24 protein-coding genes are annotated in these 22239 nt (G+C 36.3%); 15 read left to right on the top strand and 9 right to left on the bottom strand.

Annotated elements, in window-relative coordinates:
- Positions 1-5: 5 nt before the first annotated feature.
- On the bottom strand, positions 6-1262 hold the full coding sequence (locus tag CRS_RS04455) for a TolC family protein (protein WP_142723070.1): 1257 nt from the start codon (positions 1260-1262) through the stop codon (positions 6-8).
- 214 nt (positions 1263-1476) lie between these two features.
- Between CRS_RS04455 and CRS_RS04460 the strand changes: the two genes are divergently transcribed.
- A complete protein-coding gene (locus CRS_RS04460) occupies positions 1477-2283 on the top strand; it encodes an AraC family transcriptional regulator (protein ID WP_142722889.1) in 807 nt (268 codons plus the stop codon).
- A gap of 304 nt (positions 2284-2587) precedes the next feature.
- Here CRS_RS04460 and rplI read toward each other — a convergent pair whose 3' ends face one another.
- The 7 genes from rplI to CRS_RS04495 form a co-directional block, all read right to left on the bottom strand.
- Positions 2588-3085, bottom strand: a complete 498-nt coding sequence (gene rplI / locus CRS_RS04465) for a 50S ribosomal protein L9 (protein WP_047429787.1) — start codon at positions 3083-3085, stop codon at positions 2588-2590.
- 108 nt (positions 3086-3193) lie between these two features.
- The gene (rpsR, locus tag CRS_RS04470) at positions 3194-3496 is read right to left on the bottom strand and encodes a 30S ribosomal protein S18 (RefSeq protein WP_002979091.1); all 303 of its coding nucleotides are present in this window, start codon (positions 3494-3496) and stop codon (positions 3194-3196) included.
- Positions 3497-3528: 32 nt separating this feature from the next.
- Entirely contained in the window at positions 3529-3870 is a 342-nt protein-coding gene (rpsF, locus tag CRS_RS04475) for a 30S ribosomal protein S6 (protein WP_047374382.1), read from the bottom strand.
- 117 nt (positions 3871-3987) lie between these two features.
- Positions 3988-5358 (bottom strand): chloride channel protein, encoded by a 1371-nt coding sequence (locus CRS_RS04480; RefSeq protein WP_142722890.1) that lies wholly within the window; start codon positions 5356-5358, stop codon positions 3988-3990.
- Positions 5359-5399: 41 nt separating this feature from the next.
- Entirely contained in the window at positions 5400-6026 is a 627-nt protein-coding gene (locus tag CRS_RS04485) for a hypothetical protein (RefSeq protein WP_142722891.1), read from the bottom strand.
- 257 nt (positions 6027-6283) lie between these two features.
- Entirely contained in the window at positions 6284-7591 is a 1308-nt protein-coding gene (locus tag CRS_RS04490) for a dihydrolipoamide acetyltransferase family protein (protein ID WP_142722892.1), read from the bottom strand.
- A gap of 63 nt (positions 7592-7654) precedes the next feature.
- Complete coding sequence (locus CRS_RS04495) at positions 7655-8482, bottom strand: S-adenosyl-l-methionine hydroxide adenosyltransferase family protein (protein WP_142722893.1); 828 nt, start codon at positions 8480-8482, stop codon at positions 7655-7657.
- Between the two features lie 132 nt (positions 8483-8614).
- Between CRS_RS04495 and CRS_RS04500 the strand changes: the two genes are divergently transcribed.
- The 6 genes from CRS_RS04500 (at position 8615) to CRS_RS04525 (ending at position 13572) form a co-directional block, all read left to right on the top strand.
- Entirely contained in the window at positions 8615-9574 is a 960-nt protein-coding gene (locus tag CRS_RS04500; protein ID WP_002979097.1) for a PhoH family protein, read from the top strand.
- Positions 9575-9691: 117 nt separating this feature from the next.
- The gene (locus CRS_RS04505) at positions 9692-10357 is read left to right on the top strand and encodes a porin family protein (protein WP_142722894.1); all 666 of its coding nucleotides are present in this window, start codon (positions 9692-9694) and stop codon (positions 10355-10357) included.
- Between the two features lie 145 nt (positions 10358-10502).
- Positions 10503-11000 carry a hypothetical protein gene (locus CRS_RS04510; RefSeq protein ID WP_142722895.1) on the top strand — a complete coding sequence of 166 codons (498 nt, stop codon included), beginning with the start codon at positions 10503-10505 and terminating at the stop codon, positions 10998-11000.
- A gap of 422 nt (positions 11001-11422) precedes the next feature.
- Positions 11423-12091 (top strand): outer membrane beta-barrel protein, encoded by a 669-nt coding sequence (locus CRS_RS04515; RefSeq protein ID WP_002979100.1) that lies wholly within the window; start codon positions 11423-11425, stop codon positions 12089-12091.
- A 73-nt stretch (positions 12092-12164) separates the two neighbouring features.
- Positions 12165-12827 (top strand): outer membrane beta-barrel protein, encoded by a 663-nt coding sequence (locus tag CRS_RS04520; protein ID WP_142722896.1) that lies wholly within the window; start codon positions 12165-12167, stop codon positions 12825-12827.
- Between the two features lie 76 nt (positions 12828-12903).
- Positions 12904-13572, top strand: coding sequence for a porin family protein (locus tag CRS_RS04525; RefSeq protein ID WP_142722897.1), 669 nt, complete (start codon positions 12904-12906; stop codon positions 13570-13572).
- A 69-nt stretch (positions 13573-13641) separates the two neighbouring features.
- Here CRS_RS04525 and ffh read toward each other — a convergent pair whose 3' ends face one another.
- On the bottom strand, positions 13642-15003 hold the full coding sequence (gene ffh, locus CRS_RS04530; protein ID WP_115961405.1) for a signal recognition particle protein: 1362 nt from the start codon (positions 15001-15003) through the stop codon (positions 13642-13644).
- Between the two features lie 175 nt (positions 15004-15178).
- On the opposite strand from ffh, the gene CRS_RS04535 reads away from it, so the two are divergent.
- The 8 genes from CRS_RS04535 (at position 15179) to CRS_RS04570 (ending at position 22231) form a co-directional block, all read left to right on the top strand.
- Entirely contained in the window at positions 15179-15550 is a 372-nt protein-coding gene (locus CRS_RS04535; RefSeq protein ID WP_142722898.1) for a hypothetical protein, read from the top strand.
- 59 nt (positions 15551-15609) lie between these two features.
- Positions 15610-16707: a F0F1 ATP synthase subunit A gene (gene atpB / locus CRS_RS04540; RefSeq protein ID WP_142722899.1), complete on the top strand. Its 1098-nt coding sequence runs from the start codon at positions 15610-15612 to the stop codon at positions 16705-16707.
- A 45-nt stretch (positions 16708-16752) separates the two neighbouring features.
- Complete coding sequence (gene atpE / locus CRS_RS04545; protein ID WP_002979108.1) at positions 16753-16947, top strand: ATP synthase F0 subunit C; 195 nt, start codon at positions 16753-16755, stop codon at positions 16945-16947.
- An 82-nt stretch (positions 16948-17029) separates the two neighbouring features.
- The gene (locus CRS_RS04550; protein ID WP_002979110.1) at positions 17030-17527 is read left to right on the top strand and encodes a F0F1 ATP synthase subunit B; all 498 of its coding nucleotides are present in this window, start codon (positions 17030-17032) and stop codon (positions 17525-17527) included.
- A 2-nt stretch (positions 17528-17529) separates the two neighbouring features.
- A complete protein-coding gene (atpH, locus tag CRS_RS04555; RefSeq protein WP_002979112.1) occupies positions 17530-18069 on the top strand; it encodes an ATP synthase F1 subunit delta in 540 nt (179 codons plus the stop codon).
- Between the two features lie 16 nt (positions 18070-18085).
- Positions 18086-19663 carry a F0F1 ATP synthase subunit alpha gene (gene atpA / locus CRS_RS04560; protein WP_142722900.1) on the top strand — a complete coding sequence of 526 codons (1578 nt, stop codon included), beginning with the start codon at positions 18086-18088 and terminating at the stop codon, positions 19661-19663.
- Positions 19664-19739: 76 nt separating this feature from the next.
- On the top strand, positions 19740-20603 hold the full coding sequence (gene atpG / locus CRS_RS04565; RefSeq protein ID WP_142722901.1) for an ATP synthase F1 subunit gamma: 864 nt from the start codon (positions 19740-19742) through the stop codon (positions 20601-20603).
- 269 nt (positions 20604-20872) lie between these two features.
- Positions 20873-22231: a hemolysin family protein gene (locus tag CRS_RS04570; protein ID WP_142722902.1), complete on the top strand. Its 1359-nt coding sequence runs from the start codon at positions 20873-20875 to the stop codon at positions 22229-22231.
- Positions 22232-22239 lie beyond the last annotated feature (8 nt).

Consider the following 22239-nt stretch of genomic DNA (forward strand, 5'->3'; position numbering starts at 1 on the left):
AGTTTTTATAAGTTTCCAATCGTATATTGGAGTTGATAATATTTTAGTTGTCTGTTAATTTTTACGGAAATAAGATTAGATTCAGCTTCCAGATAAGCATTATCAGCGTCTATCAGTTCGGTGATAAGGCTGAGCTTATTGGCATATTTTGTTCTTACAATACGGTAGTTTTCTTTAGCCTGTTGAATGGCTTCTTCAGCAATTTTAACCTTCTGGTCTGTTTCTTCAAACTTTTTATATGCTTCATAAACATTGTGTCTGATTTTTTCTTCATTTTCCTCAATCTGAAGTTTAGCAAGATCAATATTTTCCCTGGCTTCCTGCATTTTATACTTATTCTTGTACAGGCTTTCAATAGGATAGGTGAGGTTTACCCCAATCATTCCCAGACGGTACGCATACGGTTCGGGTGGAAAGAACATCATATTCGGATATTTTAAAAAGTATTCTCCGCCAGCGGTAATTTTGGGTAAATAATTTGCTTTGGTAATTTTTTGATCGAGCTCCTTCAATGAAAAATTTTTATGGGTGATTTCAACAGATTCGTTTTTGCTCAAAGCGGTTTCTGTCAATTCATCAACATAGGGAATTGAAGCATTATCTGAAATCAGATCTTCGGTATCAACATGCATTTCCTGGCTCTCCGGAAGTGAAAGAATGGTTTTAAGCTGATGTTCTGCAATCTGAATATCATTATCCAGTTCAGTCCAGCTCATTGTATGATTGGAAAGCTGCAGTGAAGTTCTTAAAACTTCGTTTACCGTTACAACACCATTAGCTTTCAAAGCTTTTACCTGTCTGATGTTGACGGAATCTTCCTTCATTTTATCGTTAATAAGACTCTGCTGTTCTTTTAAATGATGGATTTGCAGAAAAGCTGTGATGATCTGCATTTTAAGCTGTCTTTCATCAAGATGGGTTTTCAAAACTGAAATTTCAGTATCAATACCTGCCTTTTTTTCCGTATTTTTTATTTTGCCACCCATGTATACAGGGATAGAAGCAGATAATGTAAAGTCATACATACCATTGATTACATCATACTTGGTAGCTTTATTGAATACGCCGTTTTGATGCTGAAACAGGTTAGTCACCTGGTTGTAGCTTGTATGAAATTCAATGTCCGGTAGTTTTTCCATTTTGAGATCTTTCTCTTTGGTAACGGACATTTCCTGTTTCAGATGACTGATCTGTATATTTTTATTGTTTTTCAAACCAATCTCTACAGCTTGCTGTAAGCCGAGATGCTGGTAATCTATCATCTGTGATTGTAAAAAACTGCTCAATAATAAGCACAACGCTATGCACAGATATCTGCATGCGTTAAATATGATATTCATAAATTAATTAAAGGATTTTTGCTAAAATGATTTTGATGCAGCAAAGGTACGACGACAAGCATAGTACCTGATTTGTGAAAACAGAAAAAGATTTGCTCATTTACGCCAATTTGAAAATTCTTCTTATCTTTATTCAATGAATGACAGCCATTTTAAAGCGGTGGAAGAGGACGATGCAGAGTTTTATGTCTATCACGTCCTTACAGGGAATATAACCACGGAGATTCATTATCACAGTTCTGCACAGCTGGTCTATGCAGAAGGGGGTATTGTGCATGTTTTTACAGATCAGAAACACTGGTATCTGCCTGCGAGATGTTTTATGTGGATTCCTGCCGGAACACCTCATTATATTTTTTCTACCAGTCCCAAGGTTGATTTATATAACTTTTATTTTAAAAAAGAGGAAAATGAAAGTGGCTTTTTTGATGAAATTAATATTTACTCTGTTAATAACCTGCTTCGGGAGATGATTTTTTATACCAAAGACTGGGATGGGAAAATCACAAAAAATGATCATTCTAAATATTATTTCCTCAAAGCTCTTAAAGGTGTCTTACAGGAAAAAAAGAATAAGCATCTCTCATTTCCAATACAGCATCCTTTCCCCAAAGATGAAACATTGCTGAAGATCGCAAGATATATTCATGCTAATCTTGAAAAGCCTCTTACCATAGAATCTACGGCAAAAGAATTCGGAATGAGTACAAGAACCCTTTCAAGGAAATTTAAAGAAATTCTGGGGATGAACTACGTTCGCTTTCTGCGGGCATTACGAATTACACGCTCTCTTGAACTGATGCTGGAAGGAAAGTATAATATGTATGAAATCGCTATGATGGTGGGGTACAACAGCCTGTCGTCTTTCAGTAATATTTTTAAAAAGATAATTGGTGTAGCGCCTACAGAATATCAGCATAAACTGAGAGGGGATAAATACTGAGTGGGAGGGTTTGAGAGTTTGAGAGTTTGAGTTTCGTGATTCGGGTTATGGGGCAGCGGGTTTTATAACACCGGATAATACTTCTCTGCATAACTTTGCTTTTTAGCTAGATAAGGCGAAGAAAAGCTTATGTAACGAGTAATAATAGTTAAGATTTTCTACATTCCCCTTCTCTGAAGGGGTGGATTTTTGCTAAGCAAAAAGACGGGGTAGTTAAGAATCTATACATTCCATATCATACAAACAAAAAACCACCTCAATCAATTGAAGTGGTCTTGTATTGTGAGAAATTCTCAGTCGCTTATTAAGCTTCTTCAGTTTTAGCTTCTTCTTTTTTAGGAGCTGCCTCAACCGGAGCGTCAGAAACGATGTCAAACTCATAGTTGTACTCAACATTTCTGTGAAGTCTGATAAGAGCTGCGAATTTACCAGTTCTCTTGATCGTGTTACCAGGAATTTTGATGTATTTTTTCTCTACAGAAACACCAGCTTTTTCTAAAGCAGCAGATAGATCAGCATTGTTGATAGATCCGAACAGTTTATCACCAGCACCTACTTTTGCAGGAATAGTGATAGAAGTTTTCTTCAATTGCTCAACTACAGCGTTAGCAGCAGCGATTAATTTAGCTTCTTCTTCTTTTCTAGCTTCTAATGTAGCTTCTAAAGCAGCTTTGTTTTTAGGGGTAGCTAAAAGAGCAATTCCTTGAGGAATTAAGAAGTTTCTAGCATAACCTGGCTTTACGTTTACTGTATCAAACTCAAGTCCTAAGTTTTCTACGTCTTTTTTTAGGATAATTTCCATTGTTGTTGTCCTTTTTAAGATTTTAGAATGATCTAAAATCAAGTTAGAATTATTATTTATTCAGCAACAAAAGAAGAGGTAGCCCTCTTCTTTTATTTATTTTTTGTCTTATTTCAATAAGTCAGCTACGTATGGTAGTAATGCAAGGTGTCTTGCTCTTTTGATAGCAGCAGAAACTTTTCTTTGGTATTTTAAAGAAGTTCCAGTGTATCTTCTTGGTAAAATTTTACCTTGCTCGTTTACAAACTGTAATAAGAAATCAGCATCTTTGTAGTCAACGTGCTTAATTCCGTATTTTTTGAATCTACAATATTTCTTTTCAGATTTTGTATTGATATCAAGCGGAGTAAGGAATTTTACTTCTGATTCTCCTCCAGCTGAGGCTTGTTTAGCCATTTCATCTATTGCCATGTCTTGTCTTTTTTAAAAAATAGGGTTAATAATTAAGCTTTAGCTGCTTTTACTTTAGTTCTTCTAGTTACAGCATACTCAACAGCATGTTTGTCAAGTTTTGTAGTAAGGTAACGGATTACTCTCTCGTCACGCTTGAATGCTAATTCTAGATCAGCCACTACACTACCTTCTCCTTTGAATTCGATTAGAGTATAGAACCCGTTCTTTTTCAATTGGATAGGATAAGCTAATTTTTTTAATCCCCAGTTTTCTTTAGCAACGATTTCGCAGTTCTTTTCTTTGATAAGATCTACATACTTGTTCACTGCTTCCTCTACCTGTGACTCAGATAGAACGGGAGTTAAAATGAAAACAGTTTCGTAATTGTTCATAATGTTAAATGAATTTGTTAATTATTTCGAGGTGCAAAATTAGAAAATATATTTCTTATATGCAAGAGGATGGATGAAATAGTTGATCACGCCGGGGAGTATTTATTCTCCTTTGGTTCAATTTCTGGTCTCAATTTCATCTTTGGCTCTGACTTCTGTTAAAAAATTTACTTTCAGAACATCATACAAAGAATGCCTGCTTACCAGGATGGAAGCTATAGAAGATACCATTCCTGCGAGCATAAGATGGAATATCAGTGAATGTCTGTCTGTCATTTCCAGAACGATAATGGCTGAAGTAAATGGTGCCCTGGTAATTCCTGTGAGAAAGGCCACCATTCCGGCCAGCACTACAACATTCGTTTCGTTGGGAGTCAGGTGAATCGCACCTGAAATCACGGAACCTATACTGGCTCCTGCAGTAAGAGCCGGAGCAAAAATTCCACCTGCACCTCCGGAAGTAAAAGAAAGGGCAGGACCAAGCATTCTCAGAATAGGAACGTACCAGTCTTCATGTTTGTCTTTGGTAAAAAGAACACGCTCCATAATCTCTTTCCCCGAGCCAAGAATTTCCCTGTTGATGAAATAAGCGATTGAAGCGATAATTAAAGCACAAATGATCAGGAATATCACATTAGCCTTATCAGTTTTCAGTGTTTTCTTTTTCCAGCTGTTGATTTTGAGCATAGCAACAGAAAGCTGACTGGCGAGAATACCCGCAACTGCAGCAACAAGTACAATGGGAAACATTACCATTAATGAAACATCATTGGTCTTCGGATATCCCAGGTATAAATAAGATCCGGCTAAAGTCTGGGCTGTTAAGCCTGCAATAATAACAGCTGTAAATAGAGCGGTTTTAAAATAATTGATATGGGTTTTGGAAAGTTCTTCAACGGCGAAAACAATTCCCCCCAGCGGAGTGTTGAATGCGGCGGCAAGCCCGGCTGCGGCTCCTGTCATAATCATGTTTTTCTTGGAGATCTTTGGCCACCATTCGGGAAGATACTCGTTGACTTTTCTGAAAACAGAGCCGGCAATCTGAATGGTAGGTCCTTCACGTCCTACTGCGCCTCCTCCGATGACCAGAATGACTGAAGACAGAATTTTGAAAAAAATGATCTTAATGCTCAGGAGATTTCTGATCTTCCGGTGTTCTTTCGGATTGGCGAGTTCTACTGCGGCCATTACCTGTGGAATACCACTTCCTTTGGCATTGGGAGCAAATTCTTTCACCAGCCACCAGGAAAGCACAAATCCTGTAGGAGCAATAATGAAAATCATCCATGCATGCCAGTCAAAGATAAAATTCATGAGATGTTCACCCCAGGCAAATACCTGTGCATACATTACGGCAAAAAAACCTGTAATAACAGATCCTATCCAAAAAGGAATAGCCTGAAGAAGGTTGTGCTTCAGCTGCTCGTTCCGGATATTGTCAAAGGAGTTTTTGATAGATTTCCGTATAAGGATGAAAATTTTCAGCATTTGTCTGTTTTGAAGGATGAAATTACGGTAAAATTTTGGAATTATATATCGCTCAAAAACTTTAAAATCATTTCAGCGTGTTCGACCGTAAGAATATCAGGTATACCGAAACTTAAAATAGAATGTCTGACTTCAATTTTAAAATTTTCATTTGGGAAGGCTTTTATTGTTTCTTTTCTTTTTGGCGTTAAAAAACTCATGGTTTTAAATGAATCATTTCCCACGACATAAAAATCTTTAAAGTCAGGATCTTTAAAATTGATGGAGAAACTGCTGAAGATTCCTGCAATCTTATCCATTAGTCTTTTCTTGTTAATGGATATATATCCAAAGTTTTCCTCTAAGTTTTTTAGTCCCCAAAGCTGTATAGTGTCGTATTTGCGATCTAAACGTCCGCCTTTGGAGTTTATTCCCACTTTACTGACGATAAAAAGATAGAAAGGGTTATTGCTATTATTCATATCCTTCACCAGGTAACAGATGCGTGGAATAAATAACGGATACATATCAAAAGAGCTGAACTGTTCATAAGGGGACTCTCTGATATCAATGACTGTAATATCATATGATAGAGAAATCAGATCGTAGATTTCAGTAATAAGCTTTTCATCCTGTTCGGTGAAATCAAAAAACCTTGTGACATCATATTTCCTGTAATCCGGATCCATTTTCTTGCATATTATTTTTTAAAAATAATGTTAATCAATCTAATTTCCAAAAACTTATTATAAAATAAGATTGAATTTAAATAATTATTATTTTGCAATGTAAAGTTAAGTTTTGTTGATAATTTAATAATAATTTTATTTATTATCTGTGCTTTTGAGATATTGTACTTAATCAGATAAGTACAAAAAAACCTCCGATTAATCGAAGGTTTAGTATTTAAAATCTGCAAAATTACTTATTGCTGATTACTCTTTACTTATATTTCTGTGTTCAGATCCCAGTTTTCAAGGTAGTCGTGAACATGCTTCAGCATCATTCCTCCCAGAGATCCGTCTACTACTCTGTGATCATAAGAGTGAGACATGAACATCAGATTTCTGATGGCGATTACATCACCGTCAGCGGTTTCAAGAACTGCCGGTTTTTTAACGATTGCTCCAATGGCTAAAATAGCTACCTGGGGCTGAGGAATAATTGGAGTTCCCATCAGGTTTCCGAAGCTTCCCACGTTAGAAATAGTATAGGTTGCACCCTGAGTGTCTTCTGGTCTTAATTTCTTGTTTCTTGCTCTGTAAGCTAAGTCATTGATTGCTTTAGCAAGACCTGAAAGAGATAACTGGTCTGCATTTTTGATTACAGGAACAATAAGATTTCCGTCCGGAAGGGCAGTCGCCATACCAATGTTGATATTTTTCTTTTTGATGATGCTATCACCATTTACAGAAACGTTGATCATTGGGAAATCCTGAATTGCTTTCACTACAGCTTTTACAAAAATAGGCATGAAAGTAAGCTTTTCACCTTCGCGTTTTTCGAATGCTGCTTTGTTCTTATTTCTCCATTTTACAACGTTGGTAACATCGGTTTCAATGAAAGAAGTTACGTGTGGAGCAATTTGTTTTGCTTTCACCATGTTTTCAGCGATGATCTTTCTCATTCTGTCCATAGGAATGATCTCATCACCTGCATTTACCGGAACTGTAGCTGCAGGTGCAGATACTGCCGGTTGTGGAGTAGAAACTGCCTGCGCAGGAGCTGCTGGTTGAGCCGGCTGACTTCCTCTGTTGGCAACATATGCTAATATATCTTCTTTTGTAATTCTTCCTTCCAAACCGCTTCCTTTGATAGATTTCAGTTCAGTTTCAGAAATATTTTCCTGTTGAGCGATAGATTTTACGAGAGGAGAAAGATAAAGGTCTCCTGAGAATTCTACGTTTGAAGCAGCTGCTGTCTGCAAAGGCTGTTCAATCGTTTTTAAAGTTTCAGCATCCGGAGCAGCCGCCGGAGTTTCAGTTTTTGCTTCCTCTGAAGCTGTACCTTCTCCTTCAATTTCTAAAATAGCAATGGCTTCACCTACTTTTGCAACTTCATCTTTTTGCTTTAAAATTTTCACAATTTTCCCCGAAACTGGTGTCGGTACGTCTGAATCTACTTTATCTGTTGCAATTTCTACTACGGAGTCATCCTCCTTTACGTTATCACCCTCATTGAATAACCAAGTGATAATTGTCGCTTCCATAACACCTTCTCCCATGGAAGGAAGCAATAATTTGTATTCTGCCATTTTTGATTTTTAGATTTTGACAAATATATAAAAAAAATCGGTTTTTTTAAGAAATATATAATCTTAGCTGAATTCGATGTAAATATTTTCTCCCACATTCAATCCAAACAGGCTTTTGGCGCCGTTTTTCCTGCTTCCTTTATAGATGGTAAGCTCCAATAGCTGGCTATCATTGAAAATAGCAGCAGACTGTCCGTGGAATTCCGTCTCTCTGTCCCAGTCCGAAACCACTTCTGTATGGCTGGAAAATATCCTTGACAGGCTTAAATTCCTGAATTTTATGGTAAAACTGTTGTATCCTTTACTGATATTTTCGAAAAAATCTTTATTAATATTTGATATTATATTTCCGAAATTATCAATATAGGTGACTTCGCCAATGATCATACCTTCCGATTCATTGTAAACGGCTCTCGGGAACATTAATTGTTTCGCAGAATGTATTTTTCTTCCTATCACTTCAGGGAGCCCACCATTGGCAAGATGTACTGCTGCAGGGACAAAAATATCCGTAGAAGTAAAGTTGATGACATCATCAAAGCGGTTGTTCAGGGTAAGTTCATAGATCGCTTCGGGCTTAATATCAAAAAAGATAAGGCTTAAAAGGCCGTTATCTGCCGCCAGAAAGTAAGATCCGTCGGCTTTATAAATGATATTTTTTCTTGATTTGTGGTGAAAACTGTCTACCGAAAGGATATGAATACTTCCTTTAGGAAAATATTTGTATGCATTTCTTACAATATACGAAGTCTGTATAAGGTTGAATGCCTGGATTTCGTGAGTGATATCAATAATATTAACCTCAGGGTTTAGAGACAGAATTTTGCCTTTTACAGCGGCAACTCTGTAGTCCAAATTTCCGAAATCCGAAGTAAGGGTAATAATTGACATGAGCAATGTATAGAATAGTGTAGTATTGCAAAGTTATTTAAATAAAAAGAAAGCCCGAAAGATTGTTGAAAAGAATTTGATATAAATTTGAAAAAAAGCTTTAATTTTAAAATCTAAAAATAAAAATACTGCATGTTTGAATTAACATATGATTTGGAAGATATCGATGCGAAAATCTTCTATGGAGTTAATAACCAATATTTCAACTTAATAAAATCAAGTTTTCCAACCATTAAAATTACAGGAAGAGATCATTTCATCTTTGCCATGGGAAATCAGGAAGCTTTAGACATACTGAAACAAAAACTGGACGACATTGTCAGTTTTATCTCCAAAAATAACTCAATAGGGCTGAAGGATGTTGAAAATATATTGAATATTAAAGACGAAAATGAGAAACAGCTGGTGTTCGACCAGGATATTATCGTCAAAGGGGTCAACGGAAAAGTCATCAAAGCTAAAACGACCAATCTTAAAAAACTGGTGAAGGAAACGGAGAAAAAGGACATGGTGTTTGCTATTGGTCCTGCAGGAACCGGAAAAACATACACCAGTGTAGCATTGGCGGCAAGAGCTCTGAGAGATAAAGAAGTGAAAAGGATTATTCTTACGAGACCGGCTGTAGAAGCAGGAGAGAGCTTAGGATTCCTTCCGGGTGACCTTAAAGAAAAGCTGGACCCGTATTTACAGCCTTTATACGATGCGCTTCGCGATATGATTCCGCATGAAAAACTGGAAGGCTTCATGGAAAAGAAAGTGATTGAAGTAGCTCCTTTAGCTTTTATGAGAGGGCGTACCCTGGATGACGCATTTGTGATTCTGGATGAAGCTCAGAATACCACTCATGCGCAGATGAAAATGTTTCTTACCAGAATGGGGATGAATGCCAAATTCATTATTACAGGAGATCCAAGCCAGATTGACCTTCCGAAAAACCAGCAGTCTGGATTAAAAGAAGCCATGAGAATCTTAAACGGAGTAAAGGAAATCGGGTTTGTACATCTTACAGAAGAAGATGTAGTAAGACACCCTGTGGTAAGAAAGATCATCCTTGCTTACAATGATGAAGAAAAAAGACTGAGAAATGACTAATTCTGTATCGGTAAAAGTTCCATTAACTTTTTATTAACCTTGAATTTTAAGACAAAATTTGGTGTTTTAAAAAAAAATAATTAGTTTCGCAGTCCTTAAATGTAAAACTAATTTAACATGAAAAAACTTTTACTTGCTGCAGCAGTCGCTGTAATGGGAATTTCTGCAAATGCACAAGAATTTCGATTTGGTCCAAAAGCTGGATACTCTTACTCTACAATTAAATTAAAAGGTGACGGACAGTCTGAAACTTCAGATCCTTTACATACATTTTATATTGGTGGTATCGCCGAATATAAGCTGAGTGATAAATTTGCTCTTCAGGGAGAACTTTTATACTCACCGCTTGGAGGAAAAGTAAACGTAGCTGAAGCGGATCCGGATGATCCTACTACTTTTTTAAATGTAAAAGCAAAGCAGACTTATCATACTTTATTGGTTCCTATCTCTGCTAAGTATTTTATTACAGAAGGATTATCAGTTTCTGCAGGAGCAAGCTTCGGATTTATTCTTTCTGCAAAGCAGAAGCTTACGGCTGATTTCGGATTTGGAATTCCTGGATTCGAGCTTGATGCCAATGATGAAAGAGATATCAAAGACCAAATGAATACTCTGAACATTGCCCCTTTCCTGGGTGCTGAATACGCGCTGGAAAACGGTCTGTTCTTTGATGCAAGATATAATCTTGGAGTTTCTAACCTTGCAAAACATGCAGAAGGAAATGAGAAATTAACAAACAGCTTTGTACAGGTGGGTGTAGGTTTCAAATTCGGAGGAAACTAATTCTGGAATTGTAATTATCAGCTGATGATATAAAGCGGGACAAATTTTGTCCCGCTTTTTTATTGTATAGATCTCCTAATCAGGGTTTTCCTGATAATAAAAAAATAATTAGTATTTTTGGAACGTAAAATTTAAATTTAAAAAAATGAAAAAACTATTATTACTAGGTGCTTTTGCACTTTTAGGAGGTGTTGCTCAGGCACAGGAAGGTTTTAAATTGGGCGGACATATCGGTGTTCCTGTAGCTGATGCAAGTGATGTATCTTCGTTTACATTAGGAGTGGATGCCGCTTATATGTGGAATATTGCCAAAGGTTTTGATCTTGGGGTAACCACAGGATACTCTCACTTCTTCGGAAAAGATCATTTTGATGATTTCGGATTTGTGCCTGTAGCTGTTTCCGGGAAATATAAATTTAAAGGAGCTCCTGTTTTTGTAGGATTAGACCTTGGATATGGTATTTCTACAAAAGATGGAGTAGATGGCGGTTTTTATGCGCAGCCTAAATTTGGATACCAGATGTCTAAAGGAGAGTTGTACATCGGATATCAGTCTATCAGTAACAGACGTGATTATGGATGGTACAAACATAATTGGAACGTAGGAGCTGTCAACTTAGGATTTAACTTCTTTATCAAATAAAGAACAGTTGAAAAATAACAGGACTCCGGCCAAAGGCCGGAGTTTTTTACTTTTATATCTATTATCTATCAAGATTGTCAATGTTATTGGAAATTTATATTGATTATAAACATATGTTTAATTTTTAAGAGTTAATAACTTAAAAATTAATATTTTAAGTTAATAGATTCAGTGGTTTTTACAGAATTCATAGGGTTTTGGAAGAAAATAAAAAATCACAAAAAATAAATATATTAAACTCTTGTTAATAAAATGTAAATTTTTTATTCATAATGTTGTGAAAAGCTCAATGACTTCTCTTGACTATGATTTATTTTTATAAAACTCTCAATTTTAACAATGATATTAATCACATTAACAAATTTTAATATTCGTGGTAGCCACTGTAAATTTGCCCTCAGAAAGTATTAAAATTTTTTAAAATGAAAAAAATATTATTAGCGGGTGCTGTTGCACTTTTTGGTTTATCAAACGCTCAGATTGCTAAAGGAACTACATATTTATCAGGATCTGTTGGTTATTCTCAGGTAGAAACTAACAACGGTAACGATAAAAAAGAAAACTTCAACGTATTACCTACAGTTGGATATTTCGTAAACACTAACTTAGCAATCGGATTAGGAGTTGGATATCAGACTGAAAAGAACACTGTATCTACTACTACAACTTTAGGAAACACTACAGTTGTAAACGAGAGTGTTGTTAAAACTCCAGCTTTTGTTGTGGCTCCATTCGTAAGAAAATACTGGACTTTATCTGACAAGTTATATTTCTTCGGTCAATTAGCAGTTCCAATGCAGTTTGGTAAGACTGAAACTGAAACTAGCTCTGTAGCTACAACTACAACAGGTGCAGGAACTACGGTTTCTACTAACTCTACTTCTACTGAAGCTAAATACACTAAAATTGGTGTTACTGTGAAGCCAGGTTTAGATTATTTCTTAAACAAGAACTGGTCTATCGAAGCTACTATCGGTGAGTTCGGTTACAGCAACTACAAACCAAAAGATGGTGATGCTACAAACAACTACAACTTCGGATTGAATTTATCTTCTGTAACTTTCGGAGTTAAATATGTATTTGCAAAATAATAAACAAAGCATATAGCAAGAAAGCCCTGAGAAACTCTTAGGGCTTTTTTTCTGTAAAACTAATATAATAATCATGAAAAAAATCTTATTGATGGGCGCTGTTGCGCTTTTCGCTTTATCGAATGCACAGATTGCAAAAGGAACTTCTTATCTTTCAGGTCAGGTAGAATATTACCACAAAGAAAAGAATGAATTTGAAGCCAAAACAAAGGATGATGTAATCAGAATTCTTCCTACAGCTGGTTATTTCGTTGATAGCAACTTGGCAATAGGGCTTGGTGTAGGCTATAAAAGTGCTGTTACAAAATATACGGTAAATGGTTTTGAATTCCTTAATACAATTGAGATTAAAAATACGGATAACGCATTTGTTGTTGCTCCCTTTGTGAGAAAATACTGGACTTTATCCGATAAATTATACATCTTCGGACAATTACAGGTTCCATTGGAATTCGGTAATGAAAAACTGGATTTTAACAGTGAAGGTGATGGTGGAGATCCTATACTTTCCGCTCCGTTTACAGAAAAAAATAACTACACCAACATCGGAGTGAATATTAAACCAGGTCTGGATTATTTCCTGACTAAGAACTGGTCAATTGAAGCTACCGTAGGGGAATTCGGATACAATACTTACAAAAAAGACATGGAAGGAGCTAAAAGAACTAATGATTACAAATTTGGAGTCAATTTAGCTTCAGTGACTTTTGGAGTGAAATATGTATTTGCAAAATAATAAACAATTATATATTTTAGCCCTGGGGTTAATATCCCGGGCTTTTTTAAGTTTGAAAACTATTTAATTAATAATCATGAAAAAAATCTTATTAGCGTCTGCAATCGCTTTGTTTGCAGGTCTGAATGCACAAACTACATTCGGTGTCAAAGCCGGTTATGCTTTATCAAAATTAAATTCCAGTGAGGGCGATTTCGAATTTGGAGGATTCGAAGCTAGTTTAAAATCCAAATCAGGATTTTATATCGGAGGTTTGGTTGAGCATAAATTGAATAATAAGTTTGCTGTTCAGGGAGAGGTAGAATATGCCAATCTTGGCGGAAAAGCTGAAGTTGGGATGCCAGGTACAGGCATTACCTTAACTGAAAAGATGAACCTTAACAGAATTGTTATTCCTGTATCTGCAAGATATTATGCAACGCCGGAACTAGGAATTTATGCAGGTCCTTATGTAAGCTTTAAAACGAATAATAAAGTAAAATTTGAATTAAGTGGTCCTAATGCCGGTTTGGTAGATCCTGCCGGGCTTAAAGAAGGAGAACGTTATTTGGAAAAAGAGCTGAATAGTGGTTTGAAATCTACCGATTTTGGTCTATTCCTGGGTGCTGATTACAATGTATACAAAGGATTATTTGTAGATGTACGTTATAGCTTTGGTCTTACCAATATGATCAAGAATCCTGTGGATGGTGAAACATTAAAAATGAATTTCTTTCAGTTAGGAGTAGGATACAAGTTTAAATAAACAGATCTCTATAAAAACAAAAAACTCTCAGAATTTCTGAGAGTTTTTTTATGAATGATGTTGTCTTTCTTATTTTCCAAACATTCCGCCCATTCCAGGCATATTCGGCATTTTGCTCATCATCTGCATCATTTGCTTTCCCTGAGGTCCCTGCATCATCTTCATCATTTTGCCCATCTGATCGAATTGTTTCATCAGCTGATTCACATCTTCGATTTTTCTTCCAGCGCCTTTGGCAATTCTGTTTTTTCTTTGTGTATTAATGATAGAAGGTTTTCTTCTTTCCTCAGGAGTCATAGAGTAGATAATGGCCTCAATATGCTTAAATGCGTCATCGCTGATCTCTACATCTTTGATTGCTTTTCCAACCCCAGGAATCATTCCCATCAGGTCTTTCATATTACCCATCTTCTTGATCTGGTTGATCTGCTTAAGGAAATCGTCAAATCCGAATTCGTTTTTAGCAATTTTTTTGTGAAGTTTTTTAGCTTCTTCTTCGTCAAACTGCTCCTGTGCTCTTTCTACTAAGGAAACAACGTCTCCCATTCCCAGGATTCTGTCTGCCATCCTTTCCGGGTAGAAAAGATCCAAAGCTTCCATTTTTTCTCCTGTAGAGATAAATTTGATGGGCTTTTCAACAACAGAACGGATTGTCAGTGCAGCTCCCCCTCTTGTATCACCATCTAACTTCGTTAAAACAACCCCATCAAAGTTCAAAGCATCGTTGAACGCTTTTGCAGTGTTCACGGCATCCTGACCTGTCATAGAGTCCACTACGAAAAGAGTCTCCTGTGGTTTGATGAAATAATGTACAGATTTGATCTCGTTCATCATCTGCTCATCAATGGCTAAACGGCCGGCAGTATCCACGATCACCACATCGTGGTTGTTGGCTTTTGCAAAATTGATCGCATTTTCAGCAATTGTAGAAGGATTCGTAGAACCTTCTTCAGTATAAACAGGAACTTTGATCTGTCCTCCCAATACTTTCAGCTGGTCAATCGCTGCAGGACGATACACGTCACATGCTACCAGTAGAGGTTTCTTATTTCTTTTTGTCTGTAAATAATTAGCAAGCTTTCCTGAGAAAGTTGTCTTACCGGATCCCTGAAGACCTGCAATAAGGATCACAGTAGGTTTTCCCGAAAGATTAATTCCTTCCTGAGAACCTCCCATAAGGTCTACCAGTTCATCATGAACAATTTTCGTCATCAGCTGCCCCGGTGTAAGGGAAGTAAGAACATTTTGTCCCAATGCTTTATCCTGAACTCTTTTGGTAAGGTCTTTTGCAACTTTATAGTTAACGTCGGCATCCACCAATGCTCTACGGATCTCCTTTACGGTTTCCGCCACGTTGATTTCAGTAATTTTTCCTCTACCGGAAATATTATGCAATGCCTTGTCTAATTTATCCTGTAAACTATTAAACATATTTATTGTAAATTATAGGTTTGCAAAAATAAGGAATTTTTAGCATATCCAAAGTGTTTGAACACGTAATATTATATATATACGTAATATTATTATGCGGAGAAAAATGATAAATATCAAATCATACTATAATACGATAGAAAAAGTCTATTTTTGCGATCAATTAAAATATAGAATGAAAATTAATCCCAATATTCTTGTTGTCGTTTTATTTTTTCTGACTTTTCTGGTGCATTTTTCTCTTTGGAAATTTGTTTTTCACCTGGATGAAATAGTGATCATTAAATTTTACCTTTTTCTGAGTGTCATGTTTATGATGATGATCACTCTTATTATTTTAATCAATAGGGCAGCGCCGGAATTTTTAGGACTGTCTGTTATTGGTTTGATCCTTTTAAAATTCGGTTTGATGTACTTAATCAGAAAAAAACTGAACTTTGAAGTGATTCCAGGCTATAAATATCATTTTATCATCCCATATTTTGTCCTGACAGCACTGCTTACATACTATGCAATCAAGCTGATTAATCATGATAAAAAACAGTAAAATAATTTATTGAAACTAGAAAAAATATCATATTTTTGCACAACGAAAAAAACCTATCAATGTTTAAGAAATTCGCAGTTTTATTCTACAGTATTTTTGTATTAAACTTAGTGTCTGCACAGCACGGTGAAACTACTGCTGGGGCAGCTCCTGCTCAAGAGCTTTCAGAAAAAGACAAAGTAAGCAAAGAAAACAAAGAGTTCATCGATCATCACTTATTGGATGCACATGATTTCACATTGATGGTTGATAAAGAAGGCCACCATATCGGTTTCCCTCTTCCTGTTATTTTTTATGATAATGGTTTTCATTCTTTCATGAGCAACAAAGAAGGGTTCATGCATGGAGAGCCTACAGAAGTAGACGGTTCTTATTATGTATTACACCATGAGAAAATTTATAAAACGGATGCAAAAGGAACTTTAACACCTGGTGAAGATGGTCATCCAACTAATGAAAAGCCTTTGGATCTTTCTATTACGAAAAGTGTACTGATTATCTTACTGGTGTCAATCTTTATGTTTGTATTATTTGTTGGAATGGCTAAATCTTATAAAAAGTCAGCGATTCCTACAGGTGCAGCAAGATTCCTGGAACCATTAATCATTTTTGTAAGAGACGAAGTTGCTATTCCTAATATCGGGCATAAGTATAAGAGATTTATGGGGTATCTATTAACTGTATTCTTCTTTATTCTTTTCCTTAACGTTCTTGGATTAATGCCTTTCGGAATTAATGTTACAGGTAATATTACAATGACATTCTTCCTTGCTATTCTTACTTATTTGATTACAACGTTCTCAGCAAATAAAGATTACTGGAAGCACATCTTCTGGATGCCAGGAGTTCCTGTTCCAATGAAACTGATCATGCTTCCTATTGAATTATTAGGAACAATCACTAAACCGTTTGCTTTGATGATCCGACTTTTTGCCAACATGACAGCAGGTCACATCGTAGTAATGAGTTTGATCGGATTGATTTACGTATTCAAAAACTTTATTGCAGGTGTTGCATTCCCGTTCCTTACATTGGTAATTTATTTACTGGAGGTATTGGTAGCGTTCTTACAGGCTTATATCTTTACAATGTTATCAGCTCTGTTTATCGGAATGGCAGTAGAAGAGCACGAGCACGAACATCATGCTGCTCACTAATTGAAATTTAATTAAAGTAAAACAAATTTTTTAAAATTATATATTATGGAAATCCCTAAAATTGTAGGTGCTGGTATCGTAGTACTAGGTGTAGGTATCGGTCTTGGTAAAATCGGAGCTGCTGCTCTTGAAGCTATCGCTAGACAACCTGAGCAATCTGGAAAAATCCAAACAGCTATGCTTATCGCAGCTGCACTTGTAGAAGGTGTTGCGTTTGCTGCTCTATTCGCAGTAAACTAATTAAAATCAAACCATTATCTGTAACGGTTGGTTACAGGTAATGGTTCTTTAAAAAAGTAATAATTATTTATACATTTATATAATGGAATTAATTCATCAGTTTTCATCAGGATTATTTATTATCCAGTCTGTTATTTTTCTAGCATTATTATTTTTGTTAGGTAAATTCGCTTGGAAACCTATTTTAAAGTCTATCAATGACAGAGAAACATCTATTGTTGACGCTCTTAATCAAGCTAAATTAGCAAGAAAAGAAATGGAAACTTTAAAAGAGGATAACGAAAGAATCATTCGTGAAGCTAAAATCGAAAGAGATGCTATCCTTAAAGAAGCCAGAGAAATTAAAGACAGAATCGTAGGAGAAGCTAAAGATGTTGCTAAAGCTGAAGGAGACAAAATGATCGAAGCTGCTAAACAGACTATTAACGCTGAGAAAAACGCTGCTATGGCAGACATCAAAACTCAAATCGGTACTTTATCTGTAAACATTGCTGAGTCTATCTTGAAACAAAAACTAGACAACAGTGAAGCGCAAAACGAATTAGTTCAAAATTATTTAAACAAATCAAACCTTAACTAAGAATGCTTACATCTAAAGTAGCTAAAAGATACGCACAAGGTTTACTTGACTTCACCAATGAAGCAGGGCAAACGGCTACTGTATTTTCAGAAATGAAAGATGTAGTAAAGGTAATGGCTGAATCTAAAGATTTAAACAAGTTTTTCCTTACTCCTTACATCGATTCTAAAAAGAAAATAGAAGTAGCAAACGAAATATTCAAAGGTTTATCTGTTTCTTCTCAAAATCTGATCAGATTGGTGATTAAACACGGACGTGAAAACCAATTGAAAAATATCGCTCAGGAATTTATCAACAAAGTAGAAGACCTTAGCGGTGTACAGAGAGTAACGCTTACTACAGCAACTCCGCTTTCAAAAGAGAACCTTGATCAGATTTTAAGATCTACAAATCTTGTAAATGCTGATTCAAACTTTGATCTGAAAGTAAATGTGAAGCCTGAAATTCTTGGAGGATATATTCTGAGAGTAGGTGACCAGCAGGTAGATGCGTCTGTGAAGACAAAACTGAACCAAGTTAAAAAAGATTTCCAATTAAATTAAGAAAAACAACCATACAATGGCAGAAATAAATCCGGCAGAAGTATCTGCGATCTTAAAACAGCAATTGGCCAACTTCGATACTCAATCCAACGTTGAGGAAGTAGGTACAGTTTTAACCATCGGTGATGGTATTGCTCGTGTATACGGGTTAGAAAACGTACAATACGGAGAGTTGGTGAAATTTTCTAGTGATGTAGAAGGTATTGTACTTAACCTTGAAGAAGACAACGTAGGTGTTGCTCTATTGGGTGAAAGTAAATTAGTAAAAGAAGGTGATACAGTAAGAAGAACAAACAGAATCTCTTCTATCAAAGTAGGAGAAGGAATGTTAGGAAGAGTAGTAGATACTCTTGGTAACCCAATCGATGGTAAAGGTCCTATTACTGGGGATTTATATGAAATGCCATTAGAAAGAAAAGCTCCTGGGGTTATCTACAGACAGCCGGTAACTGAACCATTACAGTCAGGTATCGTTGCGATCGACTCTATGATCCCTGTAGGAAGAGGACAGAGAGAGCTTATCATCGGTGACAGACAGACAGGTAAAACTACTGTTGCGATCGATACGATTATCAACCAAAAAGAATTCTTTGATGCTGGTAAACCAGTATATTGTATATATGTTGCTATCGGTCAGAAAGCTTCTACTGTAGCACAAATCGTTAAAACCCTTTCTGATAAAGGAGCTTTAGCTTATACTGTGATCGTTGCAGCTAACGCATCAGATCCGGTTCCAATGCAGGTATATTCTGCGATGGCAGGTGCTGCTATCGGTGAGTTCTTCAGAGATACAGGTAGACCAGCGCTTATCGTTTATGATGATTTATCTAAACAAGCGGTTGCTTACCGTGAGCTTTCTCTACTATTGAGAAGACCACCGGGCCGTGAAGCTTATCCTGGAGACGTTTTCTATCTTCACTCAAGACTATTGGAAAGAGCTGCAAAAGTAATCGCTGATGACGAAATTGCTAAGCAAATGAACGATTTGCCAGAGTCTCTTAGACCAATCGTTAAAGGTGGAGGTTCATTAACTGCCCTTCCGATTATCGAAACTCAGGCAGGTGACGTATCTGCATATATCCCTACAAACGTAATCTCTATTACGGACGGACAGATCTTCCTGGAGTCTGATCTATTCAACTCAGGGGTTCGTCCTGCAATCAACGTTGGTATCTCTGTATCAAGGGTAGGGGGTAACGCTCAGATCAAATCGATGAAAAAAGTTTCTGGTACATTGAAGCTTGACCAGGCTCAATATAAAGAATTGGAAGCGTTTGCCAAATTCGGTTCTGACCTTGATGCTTCTACGTTGGCAGTAATCTCTAAAGGAGAAAGAAATGTGGAACTTCTTAAGCAGCCGGTAAACTCTCCACTTCCGGTAGACAGCCAGGTTGCTATGATCTATGCTGGTACTGAGAACTTATTGAGAAACGTTCCATTGAACAAGATTAAAGAATTCCAACACGAGTATATCGAGTTCCTTAGATCTAAGCACCCTGATACAATGGCTGCTATCAAAGCTGGAAAAATCGATAACGATATTACAGGTGTTCTTAAGCAGGCTGCTAACGATTTAGCTTCTAAATACAACTAAAAAATTCAATGTTTAAGGTTTAAAATATAGTGTTTTAAGCCTTAAACTTTAGACCTTAAACTTTGAACCCAAATTAATGGCAAACTTAAAAGAAATACGAGGCAGAATTACGTCAATTTCATCTACGATGCAGATTACCCGTGCTATGAAAATGGTTTCCGCTGCGAAACTTAAAAAAGCCCAGGATGCAATCGTAATGCTAAGACCTTATTCTGAAAAATTACAGGAGCTTATCCAGAATGTAAATTCTAGCTCTGATCCTGATCAGATTTCTGTATATGCTCAGAAAAGACAGGTTAAAAGAGTACTTTTCATCGCTGTTACTTCAAACAGAGGTCTTGCGGGAGCTTTCAACTCTTCTATCGTAAAGGAACTTAATATTCAGTTCCAGAACAATGCTCAGTATGAGATTGAAGTTCTTCCGATAGGTAAGAAAGTGTACGATGCTGTAAGAAAGAACCGTTCGGTATATGCTAATGGAAGTTCTGTTTATGACAACCTGAACTTTGATGCAGTTGCTCATATTACTGAAGGGGTAATGACAAGCTTCAGAGAAGGAAAATTTGACGAAGTTTATGTTATTTACAATAAATTCGTTAATGCAGCGACTCAGGAAGTGACTACAGAAAAACTTCTTCCGATCTCAATGCCTGAAAATACAGAGCCTCAGGTTGAAACTGATTATATCTTTGAACCTAACAGAGCTGAAATCCTGGATAACTTAATTCCAAAGTCTATCAAAACTCAGGTTTTCAAAGCGATCTTAGATTCAGTAGCATCTGAGCACGGAGCGAGAATGACAGCAATGCACAAAGCAACAGATAATGCTCAGGCTTTGAAGAACGATCTTGTGATCTTCTACAACAAAGCGAGACAGGCTGCAATTACCAACGAAATCCTGGAAATTGTTTCCGGAGCAGAAGCTTTGAAAAATTCGTAAAGAATTATTTTAACATACATTAAAAGCACCGAATAACTTCGGTGCTTTTTTATTTTTATAAATATTAAAACGGCAATTTACCTGTCAAAAATTCCTTTTTTATATAAAAATAAGGTAATGGGTCAATTATTTTTTTTGTTTCAAAAAAACAGTGTTTTATCGCTTCGTTTTTTCTTCCGGAAAATACTCAATCGAAATAATCTATCCGGGATTCAGGTTATTTTTATTTTACATATCTTTGTACTTAATAAAATTTATATAATTTCTAAATGGACTCGGACATAGTCAGGCTTTTGCTGGCCTTATTTCTTGTTTTACTAAATGGCTTCTTCGTAGCCGCAGAATTTTCAATTGTTAAAGTTCGTTACTCTCAAATTCAGTTAAAAGCCGCAGAAGGAAATTCTATGGCTAAGCAGGCCGAACATATCATCAAGCATCTTGATGAATATCTCTCTGCTACACAGCTGGGAATCACATTGGCATCCCTTGCCCTTGGTTGGGTAGGAGAAAGTGCCCTGCATCATATTGTTGAAAATATTTTCCATTCCCTAAATATGGAAATGAGCCAGGCTTCCATTACTTCGGTATCCCTGGTGATCAGTTTTGTATTAATTACCATCATGCATATTGTGTTTGGTGAGCTTATTCCAAAATCAATTGCGATCAGAAAATCTGAAGCAACTACCATGGCAACTGCAGTTCCATTGAGAGTTTTTTATCTTATTTTTAAACCGTTTATCTGGTTGATGAATTCCATGTCGAATGGCTTTTTAAGACTGATTAAAATCCATCCGGCATCCGAACAGGAGATTCACTCTACAGAAGAACTTCAGCTTTTGGTAAAACAAAGTGCAGACAGTGGTGAGATTGAAGAAGAGAATTATGAGATCATCAAAAACGCATTTGATTTTACAGACCATTCTGCCAAGCAGATCATGGTTCCAAGACAGAATATTACTTCCATAGATTTTGAAGAAGACATCAATGAGATTATCAATAAGATTATGGACAGCGGATATTCCCGTATTCCTGTATACATTGATTCTATTGACAATATCATCGGAATTTTCTATACAAAGGAGATTATAAGAGAATTTGTAAAGAGAAAGGGAAATCTGGATCACGAAGATCTTAAAGATTTGATGCGTGATGCTTTTTTCGTGGTGGAAAGTAAAAAAGTTTCAGATTTACTGAAAACCTTCCAGCTTAAAAAACAGCATATAGCAGTTGTTATCGATGAATTCGGAGGAACAGAAGGAATCATTACCCTGGAGGATATTCTTGAAGAACTGGTAGGAGAGATTCAGGATGAAGAAGATGAGGAAGAAAAAATTGTTGATAAAATAGCTGATAATACCTATTGGGTACAGGCCACCCAGCCCTTGGATGAAATCAATGAATTTCTCCCTAAAAAACTGCCGCTTTCTGAGGAAAGTGAATACAATTCATTAGCTGGATTCATTCTTTACGAATTGGAAGAGATTCCTGAAGAAAATCAGGAGTTTGATCTTGCAGATTACCATTTCAAAATTCTGAAAATGAATAACAAGAGTGTTGAGTTGGTTGAGCTGGTGTACCATGAACCCAATGCTGTCGATAATTTAGCAGATAAGATCGGAGAAGTTTAAAGCAAAAC

Source organism: Chryseobacterium sp. ON_d1 (assembly GCF_006829085.1).
Taxonomy (GTDB): Bacteria; Bacteroidota; Bacteroidia; order Flavobacteriales; family Weeksellaceae; genus Chryseobacterium.

Coding starts and splice junctions, on each gene's coding strand:
- CRS_RS04515 (WP_002979100.1), top strand. CDS start 11,423: ATGAAAAAAATATTATTAGCGGGTGCTGTTGCACTTTTTGGTTTATCA.
- CRS_RS04525 (WP_142722897.1), top strand. CDS start 12,904: ATGAAAAAAATCTTATTAGCGTCTGCAATCGCTTTGTTTGCAGGTCTG.
- rplI (WP_047429787.1), bottom strand. CDS start 3,085: ATGGAAATTATCCTAAAAAAAGACGTAGAAAACTTAGGACTTGAGTTT.
- CRS_RS04485 (WP_142722891.1), bottom strand. CDS start 6,026: ATGGATCCGGATTACAGGAAATATGATGTCACAAGGTTTTTTGATTTC.
- rpsR (WP_002979091.1), bottom strand. CDS start 3,496: ATGGCAATAGATGAAATGGCTAAACAAGCCTCAGCTGGAGGAGAATCA.
- CRS_RS04520 (WP_142722896.1), top strand. CDS start 12,165: ATGAAAAAAATCTTATTGATGGGCGCTGTTGCGCTTTTCGCTTTATCG.
- CRS_RS04495 (WP_142722893.1), bottom strand. CDS start 8,482: ATGTCAATTATTACCCTTACTTCGGATTTCGGAAATTTGGACTACAGA.
- CRS_RS04500 (WP_002979097.1), top strand. CDS start 8,615: ATGTTTGAATTAACATATGATTTGGAAGATATCGATGCGAAAATCTTC.
- atpB (WP_142722899.1), top strand. CDS start 15,610: ATGTTTAAGAAATTCGCAGTTTTATTCTACAGTATTTTTGTATTAAAC.
- CRS_RS04480 (WP_142722890.1), bottom strand. CDS start 5,358: ATGCTGAAAATTTTCATCCTTATACGGAAATCTATCAAAAACTCCTTT.
- atpE (WP_002979108.1), top strand. CDS start 16,753: ATGGAAATCCCTAAAATTGTAGGTGCTGGTATCGTAGTACTAGGTGTA.
- atpA (WP_142722900.1), top strand. CDS start 18,086: ATGGCAGAAATAAATCCGGCAGAAGTATCTGCGATCTTAAAACAGCAA.
- atpG (WP_142722901.1), top strand. CDS start 19,740: ATGGCAAACTTAAAAGAAATACGAGGCAGAATTACGTCAATTTCATCT.
- CRS_RS04455 (WP_142723070.1), bottom strand. CDS start 1,262: ATGATAGATTACCAGCATCTCGGCTTACAGCAAGCTGTAGAGATTGGT.
- CRS_RS04550 (WP_002979110.1), top strand. CDS start 17,030: ATGGAATTAATTCATCAGTTTTCATCAGGATTATTTATTATCCAGTCT.
- rpsF (WP_047374382.1), bottom strand. CDS start 3,870: ATGAACAATTACGAAACTGTTTTCATTTTAACTCCCGTTCTATCTGAG.
- CRS_RS04510 (WP_142722895.1), top strand. CDS start 10,503: ATGAAAAAACTATTATTACTAGGTGCTTTTGCACTTTTAGGAGGTGTT.
- CRS_RS04535 (WP_142722898.1), top strand. CDS start 15,179: ATGAAAATTAATCCCAATATTCTTGTTGTCGTTTTATTTTTTCTGACT.
- ffh (WP_115961405.1), bottom strand. CDS start 15,003: ATGTTTAATAGTTTACAGGATAAATTAGACAAGGCATTGCATAATATT.
- CRS_RS04460 (WP_142722889.1), top strand. CDS start 1,477: ATGAATGACAGCCATTTTAAAGCGGTGGAAGAGGACGATGCAGAGTTT.
- CRS_RS04505 (WP_142722894.1), top strand. CDS start 9,692: ATGAAAAAACTTTTACTTGCTGCAGCAGTCGCTGTAATGGGAATTTCT.
- CRS_RS04490 (WP_142722892.1), bottom strand. CDS start 7,591: ATGGCAGAATACAAATTATTGCTTCCTTCCATGGGAGAAGGTGTTATG.
- CRS_RS04570 (WP_142722902.1), top strand. CDS start 20,873: ATGGACTCGGACATAGTCAGGCTTTTGCTGGCCTTATTTCTTGTTTTA.
- atpH (WP_002979112.1), top strand. CDS start 17,530: ATGCTTACATCTAAAGTAGCTAAAAGATACGCACAAGGTTTACTTGAC.